The sequence below is a fragment of the Haloarcula sebkhae genome, assembly GCF_014647415.1.
GTDB lineage: Archaea > Halobacteriota > Halobacteria > Halobacteriales > Haloarculaceae > Haloarcula > Haloarcula sebkhae.
Window position 1 is genome coordinate 429411 of the sequence record NZ_BMPD01000001.1, and the last position, 22045, is coordinate 451455.

The 22045-nt window shown below is 62.9% G+C and carries 27 protein-coding genes, 1 tRNA gene and 1 pseudogene; 7 read left to right on the top strand and 22 right to left on the bottom strand.

The features are described 5' to 3' along the window. Positions 1 to 28: 28 nt before the first annotated feature. The 8 genes from IEY38_RS02195 to IEY38_RS02230 form a co-directional block, all read right to left on the bottom strand. On the bottom strand, positions 29 to 814 hold the full coding sequence (locus tag IEY38_RS02195) for a DUF7260 family protein (protein WP_188974979.1): 786 nt from the start codon (positions 812 to 814) through the stop codon (positions 29 to 31). A gap of 290 nt (positions 815 to 1104) precedes the next feature. Then, positions 1105 to 1491, bottom strand: a complete 387-nt coding sequence (locus IEY38_RS02200) for a rhodanese-like domain-containing protein (protein ID WP_005537422.1) — start codon at positions 1489 to 1491, stop codon at positions 1105 to 1107. 38 nt (positions 1492 to 1529) lie between these two features. Further along, positions 1530 to 2072, bottom strand: a complete 543-nt coding sequence (locus IEY38_RS02205) for an NUDIX hydrolase (RefSeq protein WP_005537421.1) — start codon at positions 2070 to 2072, stop codon at positions 1530 to 1532. Continuing rightward, positions 2069 to 2482 (bottom strand): hypothetical protein, encoded by a 414-nt coding sequence (locus IEY38_RS02210; protein ID WP_188974981.1) that lies wholly within the window; start codon positions 2480 to 2482, stop codon positions 2069 to 2071. The genes IEY38_RS02205 and IEY38_RS02210 overlap by 4 nt, the downstream gene beginning before the upstream one ends. Further along, complete coding sequence (locus IEY38_RS02215) at positions 2482 to 2895, bottom strand: DUF5809 family protein (RefSeq protein WP_005537419.1); 414 nt, start codon at positions 2893 to 2895, stop codon at positions 2482 to 2484. The genes IEY38_RS02210 and IEY38_RS02215 overlap by 1 nt, the downstream gene beginning before the upstream one ends. 23 nt (positions 2896 to 2918) lie before the next feature. Beyond that, positions 2919 to 3395: a DUF5810 domain-containing protein gene (locus IEY38_RS02220; protein ID WP_188974982.1), complete on the bottom strand. Its 477-nt coding sequence runs from the start codon at positions 3393 to 3395 to the stop codon at positions 2919 to 2921. A 148-nt stretch (positions 3396 to 3543) separates the two neighbouring features. After that, complete coding sequence (gene rimI, locus IEY38_RS02225) at positions 3544 to 4041, bottom strand: ribosomal protein S18-alanine N-acetyltransferase (protein ID WP_188974984.1); 498 nt, start codon at positions 4039 to 4041, stop codon at positions 3544 to 3546. Positions 4042 to 4649: 608 nt separating this feature from the next. Next, a complete protein-coding gene (locus IEY38_RS02230) occupies positions 4650 to 6623 on the bottom strand; it encodes an aconitate hydratase (RefSeq protein WP_170096978.1) in 1974 nt (657 codons plus the stop codon). 141 nt (positions 6624 to 6764) lie between these two features. Between IEY38_RS02230 and IEY38_RS02235 the strand changes: the two are divergent. The 4 genes and pseudogenes from IEY38_RS02235 to IEY38_RS02250 all read left to right on the top strand — a co-directional run. Continuing rightward, positions 6765 to 7247 (top strand): annotated as a pseudogene (locus IEY38_RS02235) (deoxyuridine 5'-triphosphate nucleotidohydrolase); the annotation flags it as partial. A 222-nt stretch (positions 7248 to 7469) separates the two neighbouring features. Further along, positions 7470 to 8129 carry a helix-turn-helix domain-containing protein gene (locus IEY38_RS02240; RefSeq protein ID WP_005537411.1) on the top strand — a complete coding sequence of 220 codons (660 nt, stop codon included), beginning with the start codon at positions 7470 to 7472 and terminating at the stop codon, positions 8127 to 8129. Positions 8130 to 8340: 211 nt separating this feature from the next. Next, positions 8341 to 8619, top strand: a complete 279-nt coding sequence (locus IEY38_RS02245; RefSeq protein ID WP_170096977.1) for a HalOD1 output domain-containing protein — start codon at positions 8341 to 8343, stop codon at positions 8617 to 8619. A gap of 58 nt (positions 8620 to 8677) precedes the next feature. Continuing rightward, complete coding sequence (locus tag IEY38_RS02250; protein WP_188974986.1) at positions 8678 to 9061, top strand: methylglyoxal synthase; 384 nt, start codon at positions 8678 to 8680, stop codon at positions 9059 to 9061. A gap of 36 nt (positions 9062 to 9097) precedes the next feature. Here the strand turns inward: IEY38_RS02250 and queC are convergent, their stop codons facing one another. The 4 genes from queC to IEY38_RS02270 all read right to left on the bottom strand — a co-directional run bounded on the left by queC (position 9098) and on the right by IEY38_RS02270 (position 11564). Continuing rightward, on the bottom strand, positions 9098 to 9796 hold the full coding sequence (gene queC / locus IEY38_RS02255; RefSeq protein ID WP_188974988.1) for a 7-cyano-7-deazaguanine synthase QueC: 699 nt from the start codon (positions 9794 to 9796) through the stop codon (positions 9098 to 9100). Positions 9797 to 9815: 19 nt separating this feature from the next. Then, complete coding sequence (locus tag IEY38_RS02260; protein ID WP_188974990.1) at positions 9816 to 10598, bottom strand: 7-carboxy-7-deazaguanine synthase QueE; 783 nt, start codon at positions 10596 to 10598, stop codon at positions 9816 to 9818. Beyond that, entirely contained in the window at positions 10598 to 11047 is a 450-nt protein-coding gene (locus IEY38_RS02265; protein ID WP_005537405.1) for a 6-pyruvoyl trahydropterin synthase family protein, read from the bottom strand. The genes IEY38_RS02260 and IEY38_RS02265 overlap by 1 nt, the downstream gene beginning before the upstream one ends. A 226-nt stretch (positions 11048 to 11273) precedes the next feature. Beyond that, positions 11274 to 11564, bottom strand: a complete 291-nt coding sequence (locus IEY38_RS02270; protein WP_188974992.1) for a hypothetical protein — start codon at positions 11562 to 11564, stop codon at positions 11274 to 11276. A gap of 145 nt (positions 11565 to 11709) precedes the next feature. On the opposite strand from IEY38_RS02270, the gene IEY38_RS02275 reads away from it, so the two are divergent. Beyond that, positions 11710 to 12084 carry a response regulator gene (locus tag IEY38_RS02275; RefSeq protein ID WP_005537403.1) on the top strand — a complete coding sequence of 125 codons (375 nt, stop codon included), beginning with the start codon at positions 11710 to 11712 and terminating at the stop codon, positions 12082 to 12084. 109 nt (positions 12085 to 12193) lie between these two features. Then, a complete protein-coding gene (locus IEY38_RS02280) occupies positions 12194 to 12883 on the top strand; it encodes a hypothetical protein (RefSeq protein WP_188974994.1) in 690 nt (229 codons plus the stop codon). A 463-nt stretch (positions 12884 to 13346) separates the two neighbouring features. Here IEY38_RS02280 and IEY38_RS02285 read toward each other — a convergent pair whose 3' ends face one another. Beyond that, entirely contained in the window at positions 13347 to 14675 is a 1329-nt protein-coding gene (locus IEY38_RS02285) for a M28 family peptidase (protein WP_188974996.1), read from the bottom strand. 62 nt (positions 14676 to 14737) lie between these two features. Next, complete coding sequence (locus tag IEY38_RS02290; RefSeq protein ID WP_188974998.1) at positions 14738 to 15070, bottom strand: hypothetical protein; 333 nt, start codon at positions 15068 to 15070, stop codon at positions 14738 to 14740. Between the two features lie 72 nt (positions 15071 to 15142). Here IEY38_RS02290 and IEY38_RS21210 point away from each other — a divergent pair, with 72 nt between their 5' ends. Continuing rightward, the gene (locus IEY38_RS21210; RefSeq protein WP_229775204.1) at positions 15143 to 15523 is read left to right on the top strand and encodes a hypothetical protein; all 381 of its coding nucleotides are present in this window, start codon (positions 15143 to 15145) and stop codon (positions 15521 to 15523) included. 11 nt (positions 15524 to 15534) lie between these two features. On the opposite strand, the gene IEY38_RS02300 is transcribed toward IEY38_RS21210, so the two are convergent. From IEY38_RS02300 to gnd, 8 genes are all read right to left on the bottom strand, one after another. Beyond that, positions 15535 to 15852, bottom strand: coding sequence for a 2Fe-2S iron-sulfur cluster-binding protein (locus IEY38_RS02300; RefSeq protein WP_188975000.1), 318 nt, complete (start codon positions 15850 to 15852; stop codon positions 15535 to 15537). A gap of 22 nt (positions 15853 to 15874) precedes the next feature. Beyond that, the gene (locus IEY38_RS02305; protein ID WP_188975002.1) at positions 15875 to 17269 is read right to left on the bottom strand and encodes a selenium-binding family protein; all 1395 of its coding nucleotides are present in this window, start codon (positions 17267 to 17269) and stop codon (positions 15875 to 15877) included. A gap of 112 nt (positions 17270 to 17381) precedes the next feature. Next, positions 17382 to 18284, bottom strand: coding sequence for an NAD-dependent epimerase/dehydratase family protein (locus IEY38_RS02310; RefSeq protein WP_188975004.1), 903 nt, complete (start codon positions 18282 to 18284; stop codon positions 17382 to 17384). Positions 18285 to 18338: 54 nt separating this feature from the next. Continuing rightward, positions 18339 to 19223, bottom strand: coding sequence for an NAD(P)H-binding protein (locus IEY38_RS02315; RefSeq protein WP_188975006.1), 885 nt, complete (start codon positions 19221 to 19223; stop codon positions 18339 to 18341). A 285-nt stretch (positions 19224 to 19508) separates the two neighbouring features. Continuing rightward, a tRNA-Arg gene (locus IEY38_RS02320) sits at positions 19509 to 19581 on the bottom strand. Positions 19582 to 19670: 89 nt separating this feature from the next. After that, positions 19671 to 20255 carry an NUDIX hydrolase gene (locus tag IEY38_RS02325; protein WP_188975008.1) on the bottom strand — a complete coding sequence of 195 codons (585 nt, stop codon included), beginning with the start codon at positions 20253 to 20255 and terminating at the stop codon, positions 19671 to 19673. A 48-nt stretch (positions 20256 to 20303) separates the two neighbouring features. After that, entirely contained in the window at positions 20304 to 20888 is a 585-nt protein-coding gene (locus IEY38_RS21760; RefSeq protein ID WP_170096964.1) for a 2Fe-2S iron-sulfur cluster-binding protein, read from the bottom strand. Positions 20889 to 21016: 128 nt separating this feature from the next. Beyond that, entirely contained in the window at positions 21017 to 21916 is a 900-nt protein-coding gene (gene gnd / locus IEY38_RS02335) for a phosphogluconate dehydrogenase (NAD(+)-dependent, decarboxylating) (protein ID WP_005537390.1), read from the bottom strand. Positions 21917 to 22045: the final 129 nt, after the last annotated feature.

The following is a 22045-nucleotide window of genomic DNA, read 5'->3' on the forward strand; positions in this document are numbered from 1 at the left end:
CAGAACGATAGACAGCTGCCTTGTCGCCTTAGCTCGTCGAAACGATGCAGTGACGACGATGCCGCCTGATCGTGTCGAGACAGTCGACAGTGTCAGCGAGCGCCGGACACGTCACCGGACAGTCGCCGTAGAGATACCGAGCGAGACTGGTTCCGTCAACACCGGAGAGGGCGGCGGCCGACCGGTTGTGGAGTTGCTGCTGTCGGGTCGCCGCGGCCGCCTCGCAGTCGGCTTCGATATCAGCGAGCTGCGCGTCGATGCTGTCGAGTCGAGCCGGATCAGTCGTTCGGCGTGCGTTCGCACCGAGTGCGGCCCCGCGGCGTTCACAGTCGTCGAGTGTCGCTCGCACAGACTGTAACGACTCTCGCTCGTCTTCAAGTGCCGGGAGCAACGTCTCGCGCTCGTCGCGTGCTCCCTCGCTCGCGGTCAGGAGTGCCTCGTACAACTGCGGAGTCAGGCGCGTTCCCGTGGCGATCTGCGTGCCGAGTTCCGGCCCGAACTCCATCGACATGTTCGCTTCCAGCGAGTCGTCGTACTCGGCCTCGAAGTGTGGCACAGCCATGACCGTCTCTCGGTAGGCTTCCCGGACGGCACGCAGGCTCGCCTCTGGTTTCGGCCGCCGGGCACTGAGTGCCGACACCCCGCCCGCTGCGGTGTCGGCGATGCCCGCGGATTGCACCGTCGGTTCGATGGACACGAGCCTGGACCGAAAGCGCCTGAAAGCCGACAGTTCAGCCGCTATACAGTCGACCTCCCGCTGAACGACAGTGAGCGCCTGCTCGATCTGTGGCTGGCTCGTCTCAGTGTCAGACACGGAGTACTCGACCGAACGGACGGCTGCCGTCGTATAGGTATTTTATATGTTCGCTATATAGACGGCGATACCGCTACCGCTGGAGTCAGCGGTGGTCCGATACGCTTCAAGCGACAACGTCACTGCCAGAACGGGTACTGTCAGACTGTCCGCTCACGTCGTCCGCAACGGATGCACTTTTCCCGAGTGGGGGAGTACGACATGCTGGTGGCGATGACGAGATGTTACCCCCGCTGAGCCCCTTGTGACGATGGACTATTCCTGAGCCACCATTTCACTCCGAACAGCGGCTAAAACGGTGCAGCAGGGCCTTCGTCGGTGTCTCCGTCAGCAGCCGCAGTGTCTGCCGTCGCCTCCTCGTCAGCGTTTGCACGTTCTAGTGGCCCGTCCCAGCCGTTCAGTCCGGGTTCAAAACTTACCACGTCGCCCTCAAACCCTTCGTACGACGCGATGAGGCGGGCGGCCTGCACGCTGGATTTGCCTTTCGGACACACTGTCACGACCTCGTCGTCGCCTTCGAACCGTTCGACTTCGTCGACGAGCGACGGGAACGGGACGTTCTCGCTCCCGGGGATGTGACCCCGCTCGAACGCGCCGGGCGAGCGGATATCGACCACCCGGACCGCCTCCTCGTCGAGTTTCGACCGTAGCTCGTCGGTGTCGATTTCGCCGTCCATACCCAGCTGCTAGCGGGCGATACCTAAACCTTCACCGGCTACAGCAAACCGTCAGCCTGTGCCAGCAGGATGCCTTCGATGGTCGCGTCGTTGGCCGGTTCGCGCCGGGCGACCTGCAGCGCTTCGTCGATGGGCACAGTTGTCACCGAGAGGAACTCGTTGTCGTCCAGTTCCCGGTCGACCGGTTCGAGTCCCTCAGCGAAGACGATGCCACGGCGGTGCCGGAGCACGCCGGTCGAACACGAGAACTCCTCGATAAGTGAGACACCGGCAGCCTCGAAGCCGGTTTCCTCGCGGAGTTCGCGCGCCCCGGCAGTCGTGTAGGACTCGTCGTCTTCGACGATACCGGCCGGGAGTTCGAGGCACTGCTCGCGGATGGTCGGGCGGTACTGGTCGACCATGACGAGTTCGTCGCCGGTCGTGGCGACCACGACGGCCGCATCGGGCAGTTCAGCCCAGTAGTAGTCCTTTTCGGAGCCGTCGGGCTGGCGAACCCGGTCGTAGCCGCCGGTGTACCAGCCGGTTTCGTACTCGCGTTTGCTCTCGACGATGGGCCACTCGTGGGCCGGTTCGCGGGTCATACGTCTTGTCGGACCGCGACGTGGTAAAACGTGCCGTTGTGCCGGACGACGACGCCGTCGTCGGTCACAGCCCCATCGTACTGCTGTCGCAAGGCGTCGCGTTCATCGAATGGCGAGTGGGTGAACGCGCCCTTGAATCCGAGCGGGCCGCGCCAGTACGGCTCAGATTGCCCGGCCGTCGACGGGGATGCGTCGGCCAGCGCCTCGCTCGTGTACGGGAAGCGTCGCTCGGACTGACTGCTCCAGTTGATCGCCGTGCCGTTGTCGACGCTGTACTCGCCGTCGGTCGGCGTGGCGACAGTGTAGTAGGGGTCCCCGCTCTTGAGCAGGCCCGGCAGCGCACCCAGCGCCAGCAATAGCACGACGACGGCGATGATGCCGAGCAAGGTGTTCCGTGTGACCGGACGCATCAGACGACCTCGCGGTAGATGCGGCCGAAGGCCTGGCGACGGAGCGTCCCGACAGCAGCCCGGCGTTCGTCCTGAAACGTCGCCGCGACGGCCTGCTCCGCGAACGGGGCAGCGTGCCAGACGACGTTGTCGACGTTCTCCGCGCCGACCAGCGACACCTCGCAGTCCGTGTCTTCGCGCCACTCCTCGAACTCCGTCATCGAACCGACCTGAACTGCCAGCGATTCCGCGAACAGCACGTCGCGGGCGGTTTCGACCACCTCGCTGGTGACTCGCTCTTCGTAGGTCTCCGGGTCGAGACCCATCGCCTTCGCGACTTCCTTGACAACGACCTGCGCCGTCGGCCCGAAGGCGTCGTAGCGCTCGCGGGCTTCGGCTGCCGATGCCGGCGCGAACTGCCCCTCAGTGTCCATACGTCCCCTTGCCGCCGGCGGGACTACTCGGTTTCGTCTCCGTTCGCACCGGTGTCGTCGCCAGCGTCTGACTCCGACGTGTTACTGTCACCGGCGTCCGAATCGGTTTCGGCGTCGCTGTCGCGCAACATCTCCCGCGTCAGATCCCGAGCCTCGGCCAGCACCTCGCTGTCGTGGTCGCTGAGCGCGTTCGATCCCCGGTGGCGGTCCGCGCCCTGCGGGAGGTCACCGTGGCCGTGTCCGTGCGCGTGGTCGTGGCTATGCTCATCGTCGCTGCGGTCAACCGTGTCCTCGAACACCTGTGGAAACTCCGTCTCCTCGGCGTACTCGACGACCTCGGTGGAGAGTTCGTCCTCCCCGAGCTGGCCCCACTCGGGGACGCGCTCGTCGAGCCACGCTTCGTGGTCGTCACCGCCGGTCATCGCCGTAAACGCGAGGTGGTTCGCCAAGTGCACGTCGTCGGCTTGCGGGTCGTCACACACTGGACAGGCGTATCCCATCGGTGTGCAAAGCGTGGATGCGGAGCCGTATATGTAGTCGGGGTCTCGGAGCGGTGGTCGGTTCGGGAGAACTGGCTGCGCAAGGTCATCCGACAACAGACATGCAGTACCCACAGCGCTCAAACAGTATCAGACATAGCTGCCACACTCAGAGTAATCGGACCATCACAAGCGCGTCCTCGCCGTTGCTGTAGTAGTTGGGAACGGTCTTGCGGTGCTCGAACCCGAAGCGCCGGTAGAGCTTTCGTGCGCCATCGTTGTCGGCCCGGACCTCCAGCTTGACCGAGCCAGCACCCGTCTCGCCGATGACCTCCAGTGCACGCGTCAACAGCGCGCTCGCAACCCCCTGCCGCCGGTACGCTGACCGGACCGCGAGGTCCTTGATGTGGCCGAGCGGGGTACCGTGGTTCGGCACCGTATCCGCAATGACGTAGCCTGCGACAGCGGGCGGGTCATCATCGTCATTGCCGGTTTCGGCGACGAGAAACCCCGCTTCGCCGAGATAGCTCTCCAGTGCAGAAAACGGCCACGGCTGTGGAAACGACGCCTGCTCGATGCGGTGGATCTCGATGAGGTCCGCGCGGACAGCGCGCCGAACCGCTGGCGTATCCGGCGTCTCCGGTCCGTCAGGAGCGACCGTTGTCACATGCATAGTTCGGTGTGGGCCTACATATGTGTTACCGCCGACCGAAGCTACCTGATTTCTGACTGTTTGTCGATAAGTACTGATAGTTCATGCATCGATACGACCGAGACAAGGTTAGAAAGGCGGAAGGTTCTTTAGTTTGACGAGTCTACTTATAATCGCACCCGTTTTGGGTGCCACCACCCCCACCCCCACCCCTCTTTCCAAACTTTTCCATCGCTGCCGAGTTGTCCTAGAAGTACTTCCGTCAGCGCCGACTGCACGCGTCAGGATGAAGTACGGGGTACTGTTGCGGGACAAACTTCTGCTAGCGCCGTCCTGAGGCTAACGTATATGTCCGTTTCACTGCTCGAAAACCGCGGTCAGAAGGCGACCGCGCTACGCTCGGAATCGCTCCGTCGCGGATCGTTCCTCTCCGTTCGACCTTACAAAGGCTTCTCGCTATTCGTGCCTTCGCCGCGCAGAAAAAGTCGCGGTCGGAAGCGACCGCGCTGTCTCACGGCACGAGGTGCCGTTCGACTTCAAAGCGATTCCTCGCTCCGCTCGGAATCGCTCCGTCGCGGGTCGTTCCTCCCCGCTCGGATTTGAGGTCGCTCCGCGACCTCGCTTTAGTCGTCAGCAGGTGCAGCGCCGCCTTCGTCGTGCTGCTGCTTCGTGTGTGAGAGTTTGCCACCGGCGGCGAGGATCTCGCGCTCGCGCTCGGAGGCGTCGAGTTGGCCGGTCGCTTCCCAGTCGTCGTTCACGCGGATAGTGAACTCTTCCTGGCCAGATTTGACGGCCTCGGCCGCGTCGTCGACGATCTCGATATCGTCGCCCTGCTCGATCTTCTCGTAGGTCTCCTCGTCGATGGTGAGCGGGACGATCCCGAAGTTGAACAGGTTCGCCTTGTGGATGCGGGCGAAGCTCTGTGCGAGGACGGTCTCGATACCCAGGTACATCGGGCACAGGGCCGCGTGTTCGCGCGAGGAGCCCTGACCGTAGTTCTCGCCAGCGACGAGCACGCCGCCGTCAGCTTCGAGTGCGCGCTCCGCGAACGTGTCGTCGACACGCGAGAGCGTGAACTCGGAGAGCTTCGGGACGTTCGACCGGTACATCAGGATGTCCTGTGTGGCCGGGATGATGTGGTCCGTCGTGATGTTGTCCTCCATTTTCAGGAGCGCTTCACCACCGACTTCGGTCTCGAGCGGGTCCTTCAGCGGCACATCGCCGATGTTCGGGCCCTTGATGAGTTCGTCGTCGACAGCGTTCTCCGGCGCGATGAGGTCCGACTCGGAGTTGCCGATGTACTGGTCGGGCATCTCCAGACCGGGGGCCTCGAGGTCGCCGAGTTCGTCGGCGAGGTCCCGCGGGTCGACGATTTCGCCTTTGATGGCCGCCGCAGTGGCCACTTCCGGCGAGCAGAGGTAGACGTTGTCGTCCTCGATACCGGAGCGGCCCTCGAAGTTGCGGTTGAACGTCCGCAGGGAGACGGAGTCGGAGGCCGGGACGTGACCGATGCCGATACAGGCACCACACGTCGCCTCGGAGAAGTTGACGCCGGCGGCCATCATCTCCGCGGTCCAGCCCTCGCGGGCCAGCATCTCGGAGGCCTGCTTGGAGCCGGGGGCGACGATCATCTCAGTCTTCTTGTCGATGTTGCGCCCTTCCAGCATCTTCGCAGCCGGGAGGATGTCCTCGTAGGCGCCGTTCGTACAGGAACCGATCATGACCTGCTCGACGTCGACACCCTCGACTTCGCTGACGGGGACGACGTTGTCAGGCATGGACGGCTCTGCGATGAGCGGTTCGAGGTCCGAGAGGTCGACGACGATCTCGTCGGCGTACTCGGCGTCCTCGTCGGGGCCGATGTCCTCGAAGACGTCCTCGCGGCCGAGGCGTTCGAGGTAATCCTTGGTCTGGTCGTCCGTCGGGAAGATCGAGGACGTCGCACCGAGTTCGGTCCCCATGTTGGTGATGGTGGTCCGCTCGGGGACGGTCAGCGTCTCGACGCCGGGACCGGTGTATTCGAGCACCTTGCCGACGCCGCCCTTGACCGAAAGCCGGCGGAGCAGCTCCAAGATGACGTCCTTGGCGGTGGCCCACTCAGGCAGTTCGCCTTCGAGATGGACGTTGACGACTTCCGGCATCTCGATGTAGTAGGCGCCGCCACCCATGGCGACGGCGACGTCGAGGCCACCGGACCCGATAGCGAGCTCGCCGAGGCCACCGGGGGTCGGCGTGTGCGAGTCAGACCCGAGCATCGTCTTGCCGGGTTCGGCGAAGTTCTCTTTGTGGACGTTGTGACAGATACCGTTGCCGGGGCGCGAGAAGTGGGCCCCGAACGTGCCTGCCGCAGAGCGGAGGAAGCGGTGGTCGTCGGTGTTCTTGAAGTCGAACTGATAGGTCTGGTGGTCACAGTACTGGGCGGCCAGTTCCGTCTGAACCTCTTCGAGGCCCAGCGCTTCGAACTGCAGCCAGACAAGCGTCCCAGTCGTGTCCTGTGTCAGCACCTGGTCGATCTCGATCCCGATCTCTTCTCCGGGTGTTAGCTCCCCTTCGACGAGATGGTCGTCGAGAATTTTTTCCGTAAGCGTCTGTCCCATAACGTGCGTCAATGGATGGCGCGGCGGTATAAATCCCGCGTATTCCGTCGTATTTTTCATATAAAAATCCGTTCCGTCCGTCACTCAGAAGCGAGTCAACAGGTCGGGACAGCGGTCGGCCAGACCGGCAGTTCTTTCCACGACACTCGCACAGAACCGCATATGTTCAAAAGTGGGCGGTTCGTCGCCGATGCTCTCGGCGACCTGAGAGAATCGCAGGTACAACCGAACGGCGTCGACCTCACGCTCGGTTCGATCTACGAGCAGAGCGAGCCGGGGCGCATCGAACGCGGCGACAAGACCGTCGGGGATCGGCAGGAAATCGAGCCTGACGACGGTGTCTATCAGCTCGACCGCGGCGGCTATATCGTCGAGTACGCCGACCGGGTTGTCATTCCAGATGGACACATCGGCTTTCTCCTTCCCCGGTCGTCGTTGCTCCGCAACTCCTGTATGCTCGATACGGCAGTCTGGGACGCCGGCTACGAAGGGCGAGGCGAGGGGCTACTTGAGGTCCATCACCCGATCGAACTCGAACAGGGCGCGCGGATCGCACAGCTCGTGCTCGCCGATGCCGCGCACGAGGGGACGTACGAAGGGTCATATCAGGGTGAGAATCTCTGATGGGTAATCGCGGTCCCAGACGTGTCTCATAGCCCGAGACATGGTAGGCCATGCTGTGAATTTAAGTGGATTTCCCGAGTGCTATCGATTGGTGCTTGAAGCAACTATACCCCGGTCCATACCGCCGTCAGCCTTCAGTACCCGGAAATTACACAAGCACCGTTTTCAGGTACGACAACTGTCTGACCGGGGTTTATCACCGTTGCTGCGTGACAGTGAGACATGATAGTAGAATTTCACATCGATGCCCCCCTCTTGCAGCGAACAGCTGAAACGCTGAGTAAAGCAGCGATACGGATACAGCGACTTCACTGCGAGAGTGGCGACTGCCGTGCCGTCGCCTGGATTGGCCCCGTCGAGCGGCCCGCCATCGAAGCGAATCTGGCCCAGGACGAGAGTATCACCGATTATGCCCACGTAGCGGCAGAAGGAGATGGTCACTGGTACACCCTGCATACAACTGATACGATAATCGATACGATCGGAGAAGCGTTGTTGAACGCCGACGGATTCCTCCTCGGTGCCGCACAGACCGGAGATGACTGGGTGTTCCGAGCCCGGTTCCCCGAGAAGAGTTCGGTGCTGTCGTTCCGTGACGTACTCGTGTCCAGTGATATCAACATCGACATTCAGACCATCACTGACGACACGGAAGCCTCCCCCCAGTTCGGCGTGACGGACCCACAGCAGGAAGTGCTGTTGCTCGCGCTCAACCGTGGGTACTTCACTGTCCCGCGGGAGTCCTCCCTCTCGGACCTCGCCGCGGAGCTCGGAATCTCCAGTCAGGCCGCCTCTGAGCGGCTCCGTCGCGGGACGCGAACGCTGGTACAGAACACATTGGCGGCCCCTGAGCGGCCGCTTGTCGGCTCACCGCCGGAGTAACTAGAATAAGAACGGCTTCCGGCTGGTGGGAAGCGATGGTGGTGGGACAGCGACCCGCTGTGAGCAGCAGGTCTAGGGGCGATATATTGCCGAATAGCTGCGTTTTGGGTCGTTTGAGCCGGCAGTGTGAGACCGCCATCGTGGCACCGGTTACTTCAGACAGTGAAACAGCTCATCCGCTGTTATAAGAGAAGGGAACATACACTGGAGTATGAGTTCGAACGAGGGGACCGTATATATGCTGCGGAACCGGGCCACGGAGGGGTCCGACGACTGGGTGAGCCCCGAACCCGCAGGAGATGTTATTGCCGATGCGGTGCTCGAAGCGACAGATCTGGATGCGGATGATATTGACGGGTTAGATACCTACGTCGACAGCGAATCACTCCGTGCGGTCGTCGGAGAGAGGACGACGGAATCGCTGACGTTCGCTGTCGAAGGCCACGACGTGACGATAACCGCTGACGGAGAGATTTCTGTCGACGGGTAACCGGCGCTGACACGTCCCCGTCCAAATGACATAAGACGATGGCCCGAGAGCCCCAGGTATGACCCGCGTCGCGCTCATCGCACACGACGACGAGAAGCCCGAGATGATCGACCTGGCACAGAGTTACGAATCAACACTCTCGGAGTTCGACCTCGTCGGGACTGGCACGACCAGCAAGCGCATCATGGCAGAGACCGACCTCACAGTCGAACGCAAAGAGAGCGGGCCGATGGGGGGCGACACGCAGATCGGCGCTGAGGTCGCCGAGGGCCGGATGGACGGCATCGTCTTCCTCCGGGACCCACTGACGGCGCAGCCTCACGAGCCGGATATCTCCGCCCTCCTGCGCATCTGTGATGTCCACGACGTACCGCTGGCGACGACGCGGACCTCGGCAGAGTACATTCTCGAAGGGCTGGTTCGGGACAAAGCCGACGACTAGCCCGTCGGGGGCGGGGGACAGCCGCCTGAACGCTGCTTATTCTGCGTATGTCGGTCGTTCCGCGTATTCAATGGGGTCCCGTTCGCCGATACGTTGGAAGGCTTCGAGCCGGAACGCGCAGGCATCACACGTTCCACAGGCCGGTTCGTCGTCCCGGTAGCAGCTCCAGGTGTCCTCGTAGGAGACGCCGAGTTCGACGCCGCGTTCGGCGATGTCGGTCTTGGACCACTCGACGAAGGGTGCGACGAGGTCGATGTCGGTGTCGGGCTTCGTGCCGGCGTCGATGACGCCCTGAAAGGCGTCGAAGAAAGCAGGCCGACAGTCCGGGTATCCCGAGAAATCCTCGCTGTGTGCGCCGATGAAGACGGCCCCGCAGTCGTTGGCCTCGGCGTAGGAAACCGCCATCGATAGCAGGTTCGCATTCCGGAACGGGACGTACGAGGCCGGAATCTCGTCGCTGTCGGTGTCAGCGTCCGCTACCTCCATCGAGTCATCGGTCAGCGACGACGCGCCGATCTGGGTGAGGTGGCCGGTTTCGACGTGGAGGAAGTCAGCCGCGTCGACGTGGTCGGCCAGCGCGCTGGCGCATTCGTACTCCCGGTCCTCGGTGTTTTGCCCGTAGCTCGTATGCAGCAGATACAGGTGGTCGTAGCCGCGAGTCTGTGCTTCGTAGGCTGCCGTGGCGCTGTCCATGCCGCCCGAGGCGAGCACGACAGCGCGGGTATCGTCAGTCATCTGTAGTCAGTCAGGTCAGTCAGGTGCCCGGTGCGTCGTTCCAGAGGTCGACGTGGAGTCGCGGCGTGTATCGGTAGCCGTACTCCAGCGCGAGGTCCGCGACCGCCTTCCGGGTCGCTTCGAGTTGGTCGCGCGTCTGGCCTTCCGGCATCAGCAACACGTCGTCGTCACGAACGCGGGTAGACGCAGTGTCGCGGAGTTGCTCGACGAGGCGCTCAATTTCGGCCATGTCTTCGCGGCCCGTAACGACGAACTTCAGTTGCGTGTCGTACGTCTCGACGAGGTTGGCCAGCGTCGGCACGTCAAGTCGGCGCTCCTCGTGGCGGTCCGCCCACTCGCCATCACCGTCAGGGTCGCGTTCGGGCGTCGGTGTGCTGGAGGCCAGTTTCGGGCTGACGCTGGCGAGGTCGATAGGGGCATCGGGGACGACGGTCCCATTGGTCTCAACCGTCGTGTGGTATCCCCTATCAGCCAGGCGTTCCAGCAAGTCCTCGCTCGAATCGTGAATGAGCGGTTCACCGCCGGTCAGGACGACGTGGTTGGCGTCGTACTCCTCGATAGCCGCGATTACATCGTCGACGGTGAACCAGTCGTGAGTCGGCTCCCACGAGGTGTGATATGAGTCACAGAACCAGCATCGCAGATTACAGCCGCTGGTCCGGACGAACACGCTCGGAACGCCGGCCAGTCGGCCCTCGCCCTGAAGCGACTGGAACAGTTCGTTGATGGGCAGGTCGCCGGACTCGGCGTCTGCGTCGGTTCCCTCGATATCGACCCCGGGCGCGTCGTTCGCGACCGGCATCAGCGGATACAGAGTTCGCTGGTCTCCCGAACAGAGACGGCCACATCCGACACCGTCTCCGGGAGGCGGTCGGCGAGGCGCTGTTCCAGTATCGCGGCCATGACCTCGGCTGTCGGCGGGTGGTCGAGGACCACCACGGCGTCGCCGTCGCCACTGGCGTCGAACGCCTCAACCAGCGGGTCGCCGGCCTCAAGCAGGAAGCGGTGGTCCCACTCGTCGATTACGTCCGTAATCTCGCCCTTGTCGACGACCCACCCCTCAGCAGTGAGTTCGCCGGTGACGCGGACAGTGATCTCGTAGTTGTGTCCGTGCGGGCGCGAGCATTTCCCGTCGTGGTGTAACAACCGATGGCCCGCAGAGATACGGAGCGGCCGGTCACCGCCGACGACGAGTTCGCGTTCGCCAGCGTCGGCGAGCGTGTCATCGGCCTGTGATAGTCGCTGAGACATACCACGGTATTATCGGTCGGTGGCTTAACTCTCACGGGAGCGGGCCAGCCAGTGCCTCGGTAACACGGGAACCAAGACGGAAGAGAGTCCAGTAGTCACTGTCCGACAGTACGAGTGCAGTAGCGGACGTGTATCGAGAGTGAGCGGACCGTGACTAGAGAACAGCTTTCACCACATACTGTCGCTCAGCAACCGCCGAAGCCGGTTCCGCGTGTTAGTCGGAGCGTTAGTCGGAGCGTGGTCCGTCGTTGACAGCCACAAGTCGTCGGTGCACCGCTCGGAGGTACTCGGCGGCAGCGTCGGGATCGTCGTTATCGAGCGCGGTGCGCACTTGCTCGTAGCCGTGGAGCAACTGCGAGCGCAACTCACACTCCGGGAGTTTGTTCCGGCTGACCGTCTCGGCCGTCGCAACGGTCTGTCGAGCCGTATCGAACTCCACGTCACTGATCGCTGTCTCGCCCGCTTCAGCGAGTTGTGTCAGCACCGTGTGTACGTCGCTGGGAAGGTCTCTGGACACAGACAGGGTTAGGTATGCACAGTGATAACAGTCGTGCTAGATCCACAGCGGAGCACCGAGGCGCGATCCTTGGACAGCAGTCGCGGTGGTTGCTTCCGAGACACACTGACGGTGGTTTTAATCTGTTTTGTCCCCATCGTGTACTATGACGACCGTTCGGTTGTTGCTGGTCGAAGACAGTGATTTTCTCGGGACGCAGCTACAGGACGCACTTCGGGGCTACAACTTCACTGTCGATGTCGTTTCGACTGCCCGTGCAGCAGAGCGACACGTCGCGCAACGCGGAGTCGACTGTGTCGTGACGAACTACGATCTGCCGGATGAAACCGGCATCAAGCTGGCCAGGAACCTCCCGGACTCACTACCGATTCTCCTCCTGACGACGACGAAACTGGAATCCATCGCTAGCGAGGCGCTGGATGCCGGTGTGACAGATTTCGTCCACAAGGACAACATTGTCGGCAAAATGAATATTGTGGCCAATCGGGTCTCCGTCGCAGTCCGTGCAGGCCGGCAGTGATACCGAAACCCAGCAGTCGAGCTGGGTGGGCTGCAGTCCGTCTCGCAAGCGACTATCGGTGGCGAACATCGGCGTAAGGGATAGGTCACTGCAGCCCACAGAGTCGGGTGTGACACGACGTGCCGTCGAACGGGAGTTCGAACGTTACCTCTCGCAGTTCGTCGACAAGACGTACGCGGCGTTCGACGTGACAGCCGTGCTACGCGGATCAAACGGGAGCGGGGGCCGCGTTGCAGGCAAACTGCTGAACAACAGCCGTCCGATAGAACGCCACGTTATCCGGCCGAAGCTCCAGTCCTACCAGCAAGAGATACTCAACCAGCTGGAGCCGGTGCTGGATTACGCCGCTACTGACGCGTCGTTCGACACCTATGCTGACGAAGTGCTGGCCCGGGATATCTACTGGAACGCGCTCCGTGACACCGTCCGTGGCGACCGACGAGATCAGATCCGGGAGCGACTGCTAGCCCGCCAGCGCTCGTTCGGGGACGACCTCGCACCGCTGGTGGCCGCCGACAGGGACGACTTCTGGACGGCCGTCACCGACACATACGATCAGGAGACGGCGACGGAGATCGTCCAGACGCATTTCGAATTCTCCGTTCCACTACAGGAAGAACAGAACGCCTTCGCTTTCGAACTGAGCATCGATCCTGGCGAGGTGCTGGGCGGTCTCGCACGGGCCCTCCCCACGCTCGATGTCGAGTTCACCGACGAGGCGTTGCGGTCGATGCGCCGCGCCGAACAGCAGGTCATTCCGTCGGCGAAGGCTGACGTTGAACAGGCGTACGAGTCATAGAGCCTCGTCGCCGGGTGTCGTTTTCTACAGTGTGCGCTACCAGCTGGTGTTCCGCAGAAGTTCGGTCCGAAAGTGGACACGACGGCCGTCTTGGCACGTGGACGGCCGTCGCGTCAAGTATTGGTGTTGGTGTTGACTGACGACGGCAGGGATGGTTTACTCACGTCGGCTCGGCCTCGGACTCCGCGAGACCGAATAGCATGGGAGCTTGGCAGCGAACGCCGGTGACGGCGTTCACGTGTGGCTTCAGTACGTAGACCAATCGACCTGCCATCGATTTCCATGTACCCATATGGTAAATAACCTACGGAATATGTTACTTCTATACTGAGTAAATCATTATAATCCGCTGTTAGCGACCAAGGCGCCGGAACGCAGGTGGGGCCAGAAATACTAGAATTCTGGCAATTCTTTATCACAGGTCGCGCGTGTCGAACGTGTCGGTGACGGGACCCGCGTTACGTCAGTCATCGAAGGGCCAGTCACCTGTAATCCGCATCCCTTCGGCGAGGTTCTGGGCTTCGAGCGCATCGGCGATTGCCGCGGGATCTCTGTGAGCAGGCTGCACTGAGTCATCCGCAAGCGTCACGGCGAGTTCGGTCAGGAGAACAGCCTGCTCGCGGAACGTCCGGGGTTCCAGTTTGTCCAGCGTATCGGCATGCGTGTGGCCCCAACCGCGACCCCCGCCACCGGTTTCGCTGGTCACGTGGTAGCCGGGGACGCCTCGCTGGACGAACGGCCAGTGGTCGCTGTGGGGACCCTGTTCCGGTGTGAGCGAAATGGGATGGTCAAGGCGGTCAGCCACAGCCTCGGCGGCGGCCGAAAGCGCGTCGAAGCCGTGGGTGTAACACTTCAGCGTGCGACCCTGAACGACACCGTCGAAATTGAGCACGGCCGTTACGCCATCGAGCGCAGTCTCGTCGGCCAGCCGGTTTGAGCCGACCAGTCCGACCTCCTCGGCACCGAAGGCGACGAACTCCACACGTGTCTCCAGTTCGTCCTCGCGGCCGGCCAGTGCGCGGGCCACCTCGACGACCATCGCCGTCCCAGCCCCGTTGTCCATCGCTCCTTCCGCGATGTCGTGGGCGTCGACGTGGCTGGTCACCAGCAGTCGCTCGTCGGTGTCCGGCCCCAGTTCGGCGTGGACGTTTTGGCTCGTCGCCTCGGGGGTCCCGCAGTCGACACTGAGGGTTATGTCCTCTCCGGCGTAGCGCCGGGTCAGTCGCGCCCCCGTCTCGCTGGCGACGCCAACAGCCGGGATCTCGCCGATTGGTGCGTCCGCCGTACCGACGCTCCCGGTCGGCGGCAGCACACCCTCGACGTGGTTGCGGTAGATGAACCCGACTGCGCCGGCCTCGACAGCGTGATAGTACTTCTCGCGCCGGTGGATATACCGGTCGTACCAGTCGGGTACGTCCGAGCGGGCCAGTACAATCTGGCCCTCGCAGTCGGCGTCCTCGAAATCCTCCGGAAGCCCGTGACCGACATCGACCAGTTTACCAGTCACCTCGTCGGCCGGCGACCGTGGGAGGGCGATGCATTCGTGGGCTTGCGCCGCGACCGCCGACCCATCGGCGTGGACGGCACTGTCGCCCCGCTCCCAGCCCTGTATCTCGAATTCGGAGAGTCGGGCGTCGCGAGTGTATTCTGCCAGTGCATCACGGGTCGCTTCTGCGGCCGCCCGTTCGCCGCCGCTGCCCGCCATCCGGTTCCCGATGTCGACCAGCGTCTCCAGATGGTCCCACCCGACCGTGCTGGTGAACGTCTCGCCGATCCAGTCAGTGTCGTCCATACGTCTCGGTGGGGCCGTGCTGGGTTTGAAATTAGGGGTACTCGTTCGGGGGTCGGCTGCGATTACGACGACGCGAGCGGGCCGTACCGACTGGTGAGTCCATAGCCCAGAACGGCCAGTGCAGTGGTGGCGAGGCCGAAGCAGAGCAAGGAAAGAAGCAAATCAAGCGGCGTAACGGCTATGACCGGCTGATTCAATAGGCGATAGTACACCGAAAGGAGCCCACTGCCGAGGACACTGGCGACGAGAAATCCGCCGAAACTGGCGAGACCGACGGCAGAGGCGGCGGCGGTGCAGTACCGCTGGGACAGGTCACACCGCCTGGCATCGGCGTACACCAGTGCGGTGACTGCCGGCGACACGAACAGGGCGACGACAATCGGGAGGAGGGTCATATCTGAGAGATGGCTGGTACAAAACATAAAATCAGCCTTCAGTAGCCGGCCGGTCAGCAGTCTAGTGCGCCGTTGTCCGGGGCACGCGGCATCGACACCAGCGCCGCCATGGACGTGCCGGCAGCTATCGAGGCCGAAACCGACTGCATCGAACTGGTGACGGAGGTCGGACCGTCACGGAGTACGTTTTTGCCGATTCCGTCCGACTATCCGGGTATGTCCGCCACACTGCGCGAAGCTGTCACCGAACCAGTCCAGGACGCCGTGCCGTTCCTGATTATCACCGTCCTGTGGGTCGTGGTGATGGTCGTCCTCTACGGGCTCTTTCTCGTGACCAAGCCGAGCGATATTACTTACGACGCCTGGGTGCACGCGACGGTGTTCGTCGTCCCAGCCATCGGCTTCTTGGGACAGGTACTCCAGCAAGCGCTGTCGGGCCAGCACCGGGCCTAACCGGCTCCCCGTCACTTCCAGGGGTTCGGGACCAGTTCGGCCTGCACCGTCGCGCCGACGGCGAGGTGCGTGTCGGTCGTCGGCTCGGCGATACAGAGCAGGACGTATCCGTCCGACAGATGCCGGTGCTTAAGCGCCCGCGGCGGGCGGTGATGGACGACGTCGCCGGACAGCAACCGAGCAGTACAGGTCCCGCACGCGCCGGTTCGACAGCCGAACGGTAGCCCGATACCCACGGCTTCAGCGGCGTCAAGTATCGTCTCGCCGTCCGGCACCGAAATCGTCTCGGTACGCTCGCTGTCCCGCCAGTCCAGCAGAACCTCGGTCATCGGCCGCTCGGTCGCGTCGCCCTCATTGCCACACGTCGCTGGTACAGTCGCCGTCGGGCCACCGGATCTCGTGGGCGCGAGCAGGGCCTTCAGGGAAGTCACCAAAGTCAACGAGGAAGTCCCGGTCCAGCGACATCGTCCCCGTTCGCGGGTCCACATCGGCTTTAAGCATCACCGACCCGTTCTCGGCCTCCTCGGGGAAGAACTGGTTATCCCACGAGGAAAACAGCGAGGTCGTCCAGTACAGCCGCTCGCCGTCGAGCGAGAGCTGGAGCATCTGCGGGCCGGCGACGATATCACGGTCCTGCACCTGCTGGATATCGCCAAAGTACCCGCCGATGGAGATCGAGTCCGCCTTTCGGGGATTCGACGGGTCCGAGATGTCATACATCCACACCTCGCCGTGGAGCCAGTTCGACCCGAACAGGTAGCGGTCATCCATCGAAATGAGGATATCCGTCACTAGTGCCGGCACCGGCATGTCCCACCCCTCGTGCTCGCGGTCGTCGAACTCGATAACCGGCTCGGCGTGATACTCACCGTCCGATTCGTGGAAATGGATGATGTTTGAGGACAGCGCCGCGCCGACGTAGCCGTGAGTGCTCTCGGGCGTGTGCAGGAAGCGGGCTTCCAGCGGAATCAGGCCGTCCTCGCCGAGGTCGATGGTCTGCTCGACGGTGCCGGCCTCCCAGTCCCAGAAGTTGAGGCGCTGGCCGTACTTCCCGTCCTCGACATCGTCCAGATCGAAGCCGGGGTAGTAGGTTTTCGGGGCCGCCCACTCCGTCGACAGCATTACGTTCTGGCGGGGCTGGTACCAGTAGTCGTAGTTCATCTCGATCTCGCCGGGTGGGTCCCACCGGCCCTGCACCTCGAAGTCGTCGTTCAGTTCGAGGAAGCCACCGGGGAGGTCGCCGTCGGCATCGCCGAGCATGGAGATGAGGATCTCACCGTCGGGAATGCAGTGGACGGTGTGGGGCGCGGAGAGGTCGTGCTCGTACACCTCTTCCGGTTCGATGACCTTCGTCAGTTCAGGATCACGTCGCTCCTTGGTGTCGACGATGTGAATTCGCGAGGACCGCTGGCCGGGAATAACGAGATGCCGGCGCTCCAACCCATCCATGTGACACGAGGAGGAACAGGCGTTCCACCCGAAGTGGTGGAGTTCGTCGCCCTTGTTCGGCATCTGGACCCGATTGATTATTTCGCTGTAGGTGTCGGAGTCGGGGTCGACGTCGACGACAGCCAAGAAGTCCGGTGCGTCGACGTCCTGCCCGACGTGAAGCCCCATCACGTACGCGGTCTGTTCAGGTTCGGCCGCTTCGATCGCCGCTTGCGGGGTGGCATAACCCGGTCCCTCGTGGTCGTGATCGTGGTGGTCGTGTGTCCCACTCTCGGCTGGCTGCTCTGCGTCACTCATGCCTGTTAGTTACAGACACATTACGTTTTAGTGACGTGTTCCGGCTGAAACAGCCGCTACATGCGGTGTGGTAATGATGGCGTCCGGAGCGATGCACGGGCCACCGCCAGCTTCATGCCAGTTGTCGCCAGCTCCAGATCGGTTCCCAGTCGAGCAGCCGCTCGGCTTTCGACGTGTCGATGAGCGCTGTGTACGGGTTCTCGTCGTCGGCTGCCGGTCCCCGGTAGTCAGCCTCGGGGTACAGTTCCGCCGCGAGTTCGGCGCTTGGCGTCTCGGCGCTCGTGTCCGGGGCTGACACCCAGAGCCGCTCGTGGCCGTCGAACGACGCCTCGATGGCTGCTTCGACGAGCGTGACAGCGTCGGTAGCGTGGACATAGCCACAGAGCGTGTTGCGCTGGGTGTGGAAATGCTTCGAGGTCCGGAGCCCAGCAAGGGTACGGTCAGCCTCAACGAACGTCTCCCGAGCCAAGTCGTTGTCGACCACCCACGGAAACCGAAGCGATGTAATTGTCCCCGGCGCGTCCGCGCTCCGTCGGGCGAACCCGTCGGCGGTGACCTCAAGCGCCTGCTTTCCCATTGCGTACGGGTTCGACGGCGTGAGCCGGTGGTCTTCGTCAACTGGGAGGTAGTCAACCGTGATGGGGTCCGGTTCGAACCCGCCGCCGATGGCGCTGAAACTCGACGCCAGCGCGACCGTGTCGATACCCAGTTCGCCGGCGGCCTCCAGCACATGATAGCTGGACATAACGTTACTCTCGTAGGTCCGGTGTCCCGGCGCGTGGTCGGGTGTGGGAATCATCCCGAGGTGGACAACGGCGTCAGGGTCAGATTTCGCGAGTGCGCCGTACACGTCGCCCACGTTGAGCAGGTCAGTCCTGACATATGCGTCCGAATGGTCTTCTTCCCGTTTCCCACGGGAGAAGTTGATCGTTCGATACCCCTGTGCGGTCAGGTGTTCGAGGACGTGCTGGCCGACGCGGCCGTTGCCACCAGTGACGGCGACCGATTCGGGCATATCTACGTCTGCACCGCACAGCCCCAAAACAGTCCCGCAGGGACCGGTCGCTGCCTACGACTCCATCAGCGACCGCCGAACGGCGTCCTTGATCGGCGTTTGGGTGATCGGTACGACGTCCTGCAGGTCCATTTCCGGGTCGACCGTGACCGGGTTCCGCATACTCTCGGCCAGCGGCCGGGCGATGGCGTACTGTACGTCTGTCGTGAAGCGAAGCCAGTGTGATGACAGCCCCGGCGTCATCACTGGTACGGCAACGATAAACACCCGCTTGCCCTTTTCGGCCGCGGTGAGTTTCAGCAGCGACTCGTAGGACCACACCGACGGCCCACCGATGTCGTAGGTCCCACCGCGGGTCTCGTCGACATCGAGTAACTCCACGAGGTAGCTGATAGCGTCGTCGACGCCGATGGGCTGACACGGCGTACGGACCCACTTGGGGACGAGCATCAGCGGCAAACGGTCGGTCAGGTCATCGACAATCCGGAAGCTCGCGCTCTCCGGGCCGATGATGACCGCTGCCCGGAGTACTGTCAGATCGAACGACCCCTCCGCAAGCACTGATTCGACTTCGCGCCGCGACGCCAGATGAGGCGAGAGGTTCTCCTCGTCACCGCTGATGCCGCTGAGATAGACGACCCTGTCGACGCCCGCAGCCGACGCCGAGTCGGCGAACCGACGGGCGTAGCGACGGTCTAACTCGGCGAAGTTCTCGGACGTGAGCGAGTGGATGAGGTAGTACGCAACGTCGATATCATCACAGAGCCCATCAAGGGAGTCTGGATCGCCGAGGTCACCCTCGAACGGTTCGACCCCATCGCGAAAAGATTCCTCGCTCGCGCTCCGTGAGAAAGCCACCACCTCGTGGCCTGCTTCGTTCAGGGTACGAACCAGTCGCTGTCCGATGAATCCGGTCGCACCCACAACGAGCACACGCATACACTCGTACCTTGTGTCGGAACCCCAAGGACGTTGCGGCGATTCCCGTGCCGTGACAGTCAACGGAGCCGGGAGAAGCAGGGATCCGGTCCCGAGTGGCGCTCACGTCTTCCGTGACCATGTGACTTCTCGCTGCCGGTTCGCTCACCGCTTGTAAAACCCGGGTTCGCTGCACGGGCGGCGAGGGATTTGAACCACGGTCGTTCCGCTTCACTCCACTCTCTGATTCAAATCCTCGCTGCCAGTTCACTCACGGCCTCGCTGTCGCTCGGCAGGTTCGTTGCACGGGCGGCGAGGGATTTGAACCCCCGACCATCTGGTCCGGAACCAGGCGTTCTGTCCGCTGAACTAGCCGCCCACAAAAAGTGCTATCAGACTGTCCGTCTTAACGGTTGTGAACCGCTGGGGCGAACACCAGAACGATCGTTTTTGCGGAGCCGTCCCTGCTCACTCGTCGAACCAGACCTCCGCACGACTCTGGAGTGAGTCGCCGACCGACCGCGGCTTCGTGTTCATCCAGGCTGCACCGTTCAGTTCGCTCGGCTGGACCGAGATACGCCCGTTGCGGTATCGGCCGTCGAAGTACGCCCAGAGCGTGTGCAGCCGTTCATCGGAGCCGTTGGACTCCGTCCGAAGGTGTTCGAGACGGAAGCAATCCTGTACTGCGCACTCGATACCTGTTTCCTCCTGTACTTCACGGACAGCAGCGTCCTCGAAAGTTTCGCTGGACTCGACACCACCGCCAGGGACTTGCCACGTCGCGCTACCGCGATGGAGGATCATGAGGACCCGAGCCCCGTCCGGCTGGTCGTTCGGCCCCATCGAGTCAGACAACTCGGCCGCTTGATCGGGCGTCCGGACCACCCAGACGTACCCACTGCCAACGTAACCGTCACGGACGACCGTCCGAAGGTAGGCGAAGAGTTCGTCGGAAACGACCTCGTCCTTGACACGCACTGAGACACCGTCGTAATGTTCGAGGAGTCGGTCTTTACACGTCCGGACTCGCGTTTCGTTCAACTCGGTGGGCATGGCAGGTCAGCACAGAGAGCGGCGATGAAATGTGGGGGAGCTGTAGTCTCAGGGCGACTCGCCGGTTTCGAGGGTGAAGTCGCTGGTCGGATAGGCGACACAGGTCAGGCAGTACCCTTCTTCCATGTCGTCGTCCATCAGCGAGTCGTTGTTGCTGTGGCGGATGTAGTCTTCGGCCGGACCGTCCTCGATGTGGCCGGCACAGGAGATACACTGACCCTCGCGGCAGGCGTAGGGGAGGTCCCAGCCCTCCTCTTCGCCGGCGTCGAGGAGCGGCTCGTTGTTGGCAACCTCGATCGTTTCGCCCTCCTTGGCGAATTCAATCTCGTAGTACTCGACCTCGTCCTCGGCGATGTCGTCGGGGTCGAAGCCCTCGTCTTCCTCTTCGGCCTCCTCGCCTTCGCCGAGTTCGCCTTCGGCCTCACCAGCCGGAATCGCTGTAGCACCGCCACCACCGATAGAGCGGTTGTACGGCTCCGGAAAGTCCGTCTCGGGGACTGACGCGGCCCGCTGCTCGAGGACCTCCTGGGAGATGTCTTCCGGTGCCTCCCAACCGGTCCCTTTGGTGTAGTGGAGCGCGACCACTATCAGGGTAAGCGTGGCCCCGGCGGCGAGTCCAACGAGTTCTACCATGTGCACGGCTATGGAATACTGGTTTAATTAGCTGTTGTTTCAGCGCTCGAGCACCGTCGACACCGCTTGACGGAGCAGCCCTCGGCCCCGAACAGGAGGCCAGAAGGTAACCGAAATCAGTGACCAGGCTACTCACGGCGCGGGACGTCGTGGCGACCGAAGCCGTATCGGAGTCGGCTGGCAAGGCGGCGCGAGAAGCGCCCGTCATCGGCCCGCGAGCCGAACCGCTCGGCCAGCGACTGGTAGATGAGCGGCACCGGGACTTCCTGTTCAAGTGCCTCCTGCACGGTCCAAGTGCCGGTCGACCCGCCTTCGACGCGGTCAGCCACGTCGCCGAGGTCGTTGCCTTCCTCGCGGAACGCCTCCTCGCAGAGTTCCAACAGCCACGAGCGGATGACGGCCCCGTTGTTCCAGGTGTTGGCGACCGATTCGAGATCGAGGTCGTACCGGCCGTTGGCCAGCAGTTCGAAGCCCTCGCCGTAGGTCTGCATCAGCGCGTACTCGACGCCGTTGTGGACCATCTTGACGTAGTGGCCCGAGCCAGCCGGTCCCATCCGGTCGTGGCCGTCGGGGCCGGTCGCGACGGCGTCGAAGACGGGGACCAGTTCGTCGTAGGCCCACTGCGGGCCGCCGACCATCAGCGAGAAGCCCAGCTCTGCACCGGCGGGGCCGCCGGACGTCCCACAGTCGAGGTAGGCTGCGTCGGTTGACTCGGCGCGGCGAACCGAGTCCTCGAAGTAGGAGTTGCCGCCGTCGACGACGATATCGTCGGAATCGAGTACTGGGGCCAGTTCGTCCAGCGCGGCGTCGACCGGGTCCCCGGCCGGGACCATCAGCCAGATTCGTTTCTCCGGGCCGAGTTTCTCTGCAAGGTCCACGATGGACGCTGCCGGCCGAGCGCCGGCGTCTGCCGCGTCAGCGACGCTCTCCTCATCGATGTCGAAGACGACAGCCTCGTGGCCGGCTTCGAGCACGCGGTCGACCACGATGCGGCCCATGCGTCCGAGTCCGATGACGCCAAGTTCCATACCGTGGAGTCGCCGACCGAACAGGTAGGGATTGCGGTTCGACAGAAAAGCGTGGCACGGACACCACCCGTGCCGTCGTCAGTCATGGTACCGCCCCCAGCCGACCGTCCCGGAAGCGGTCGTGGAAGC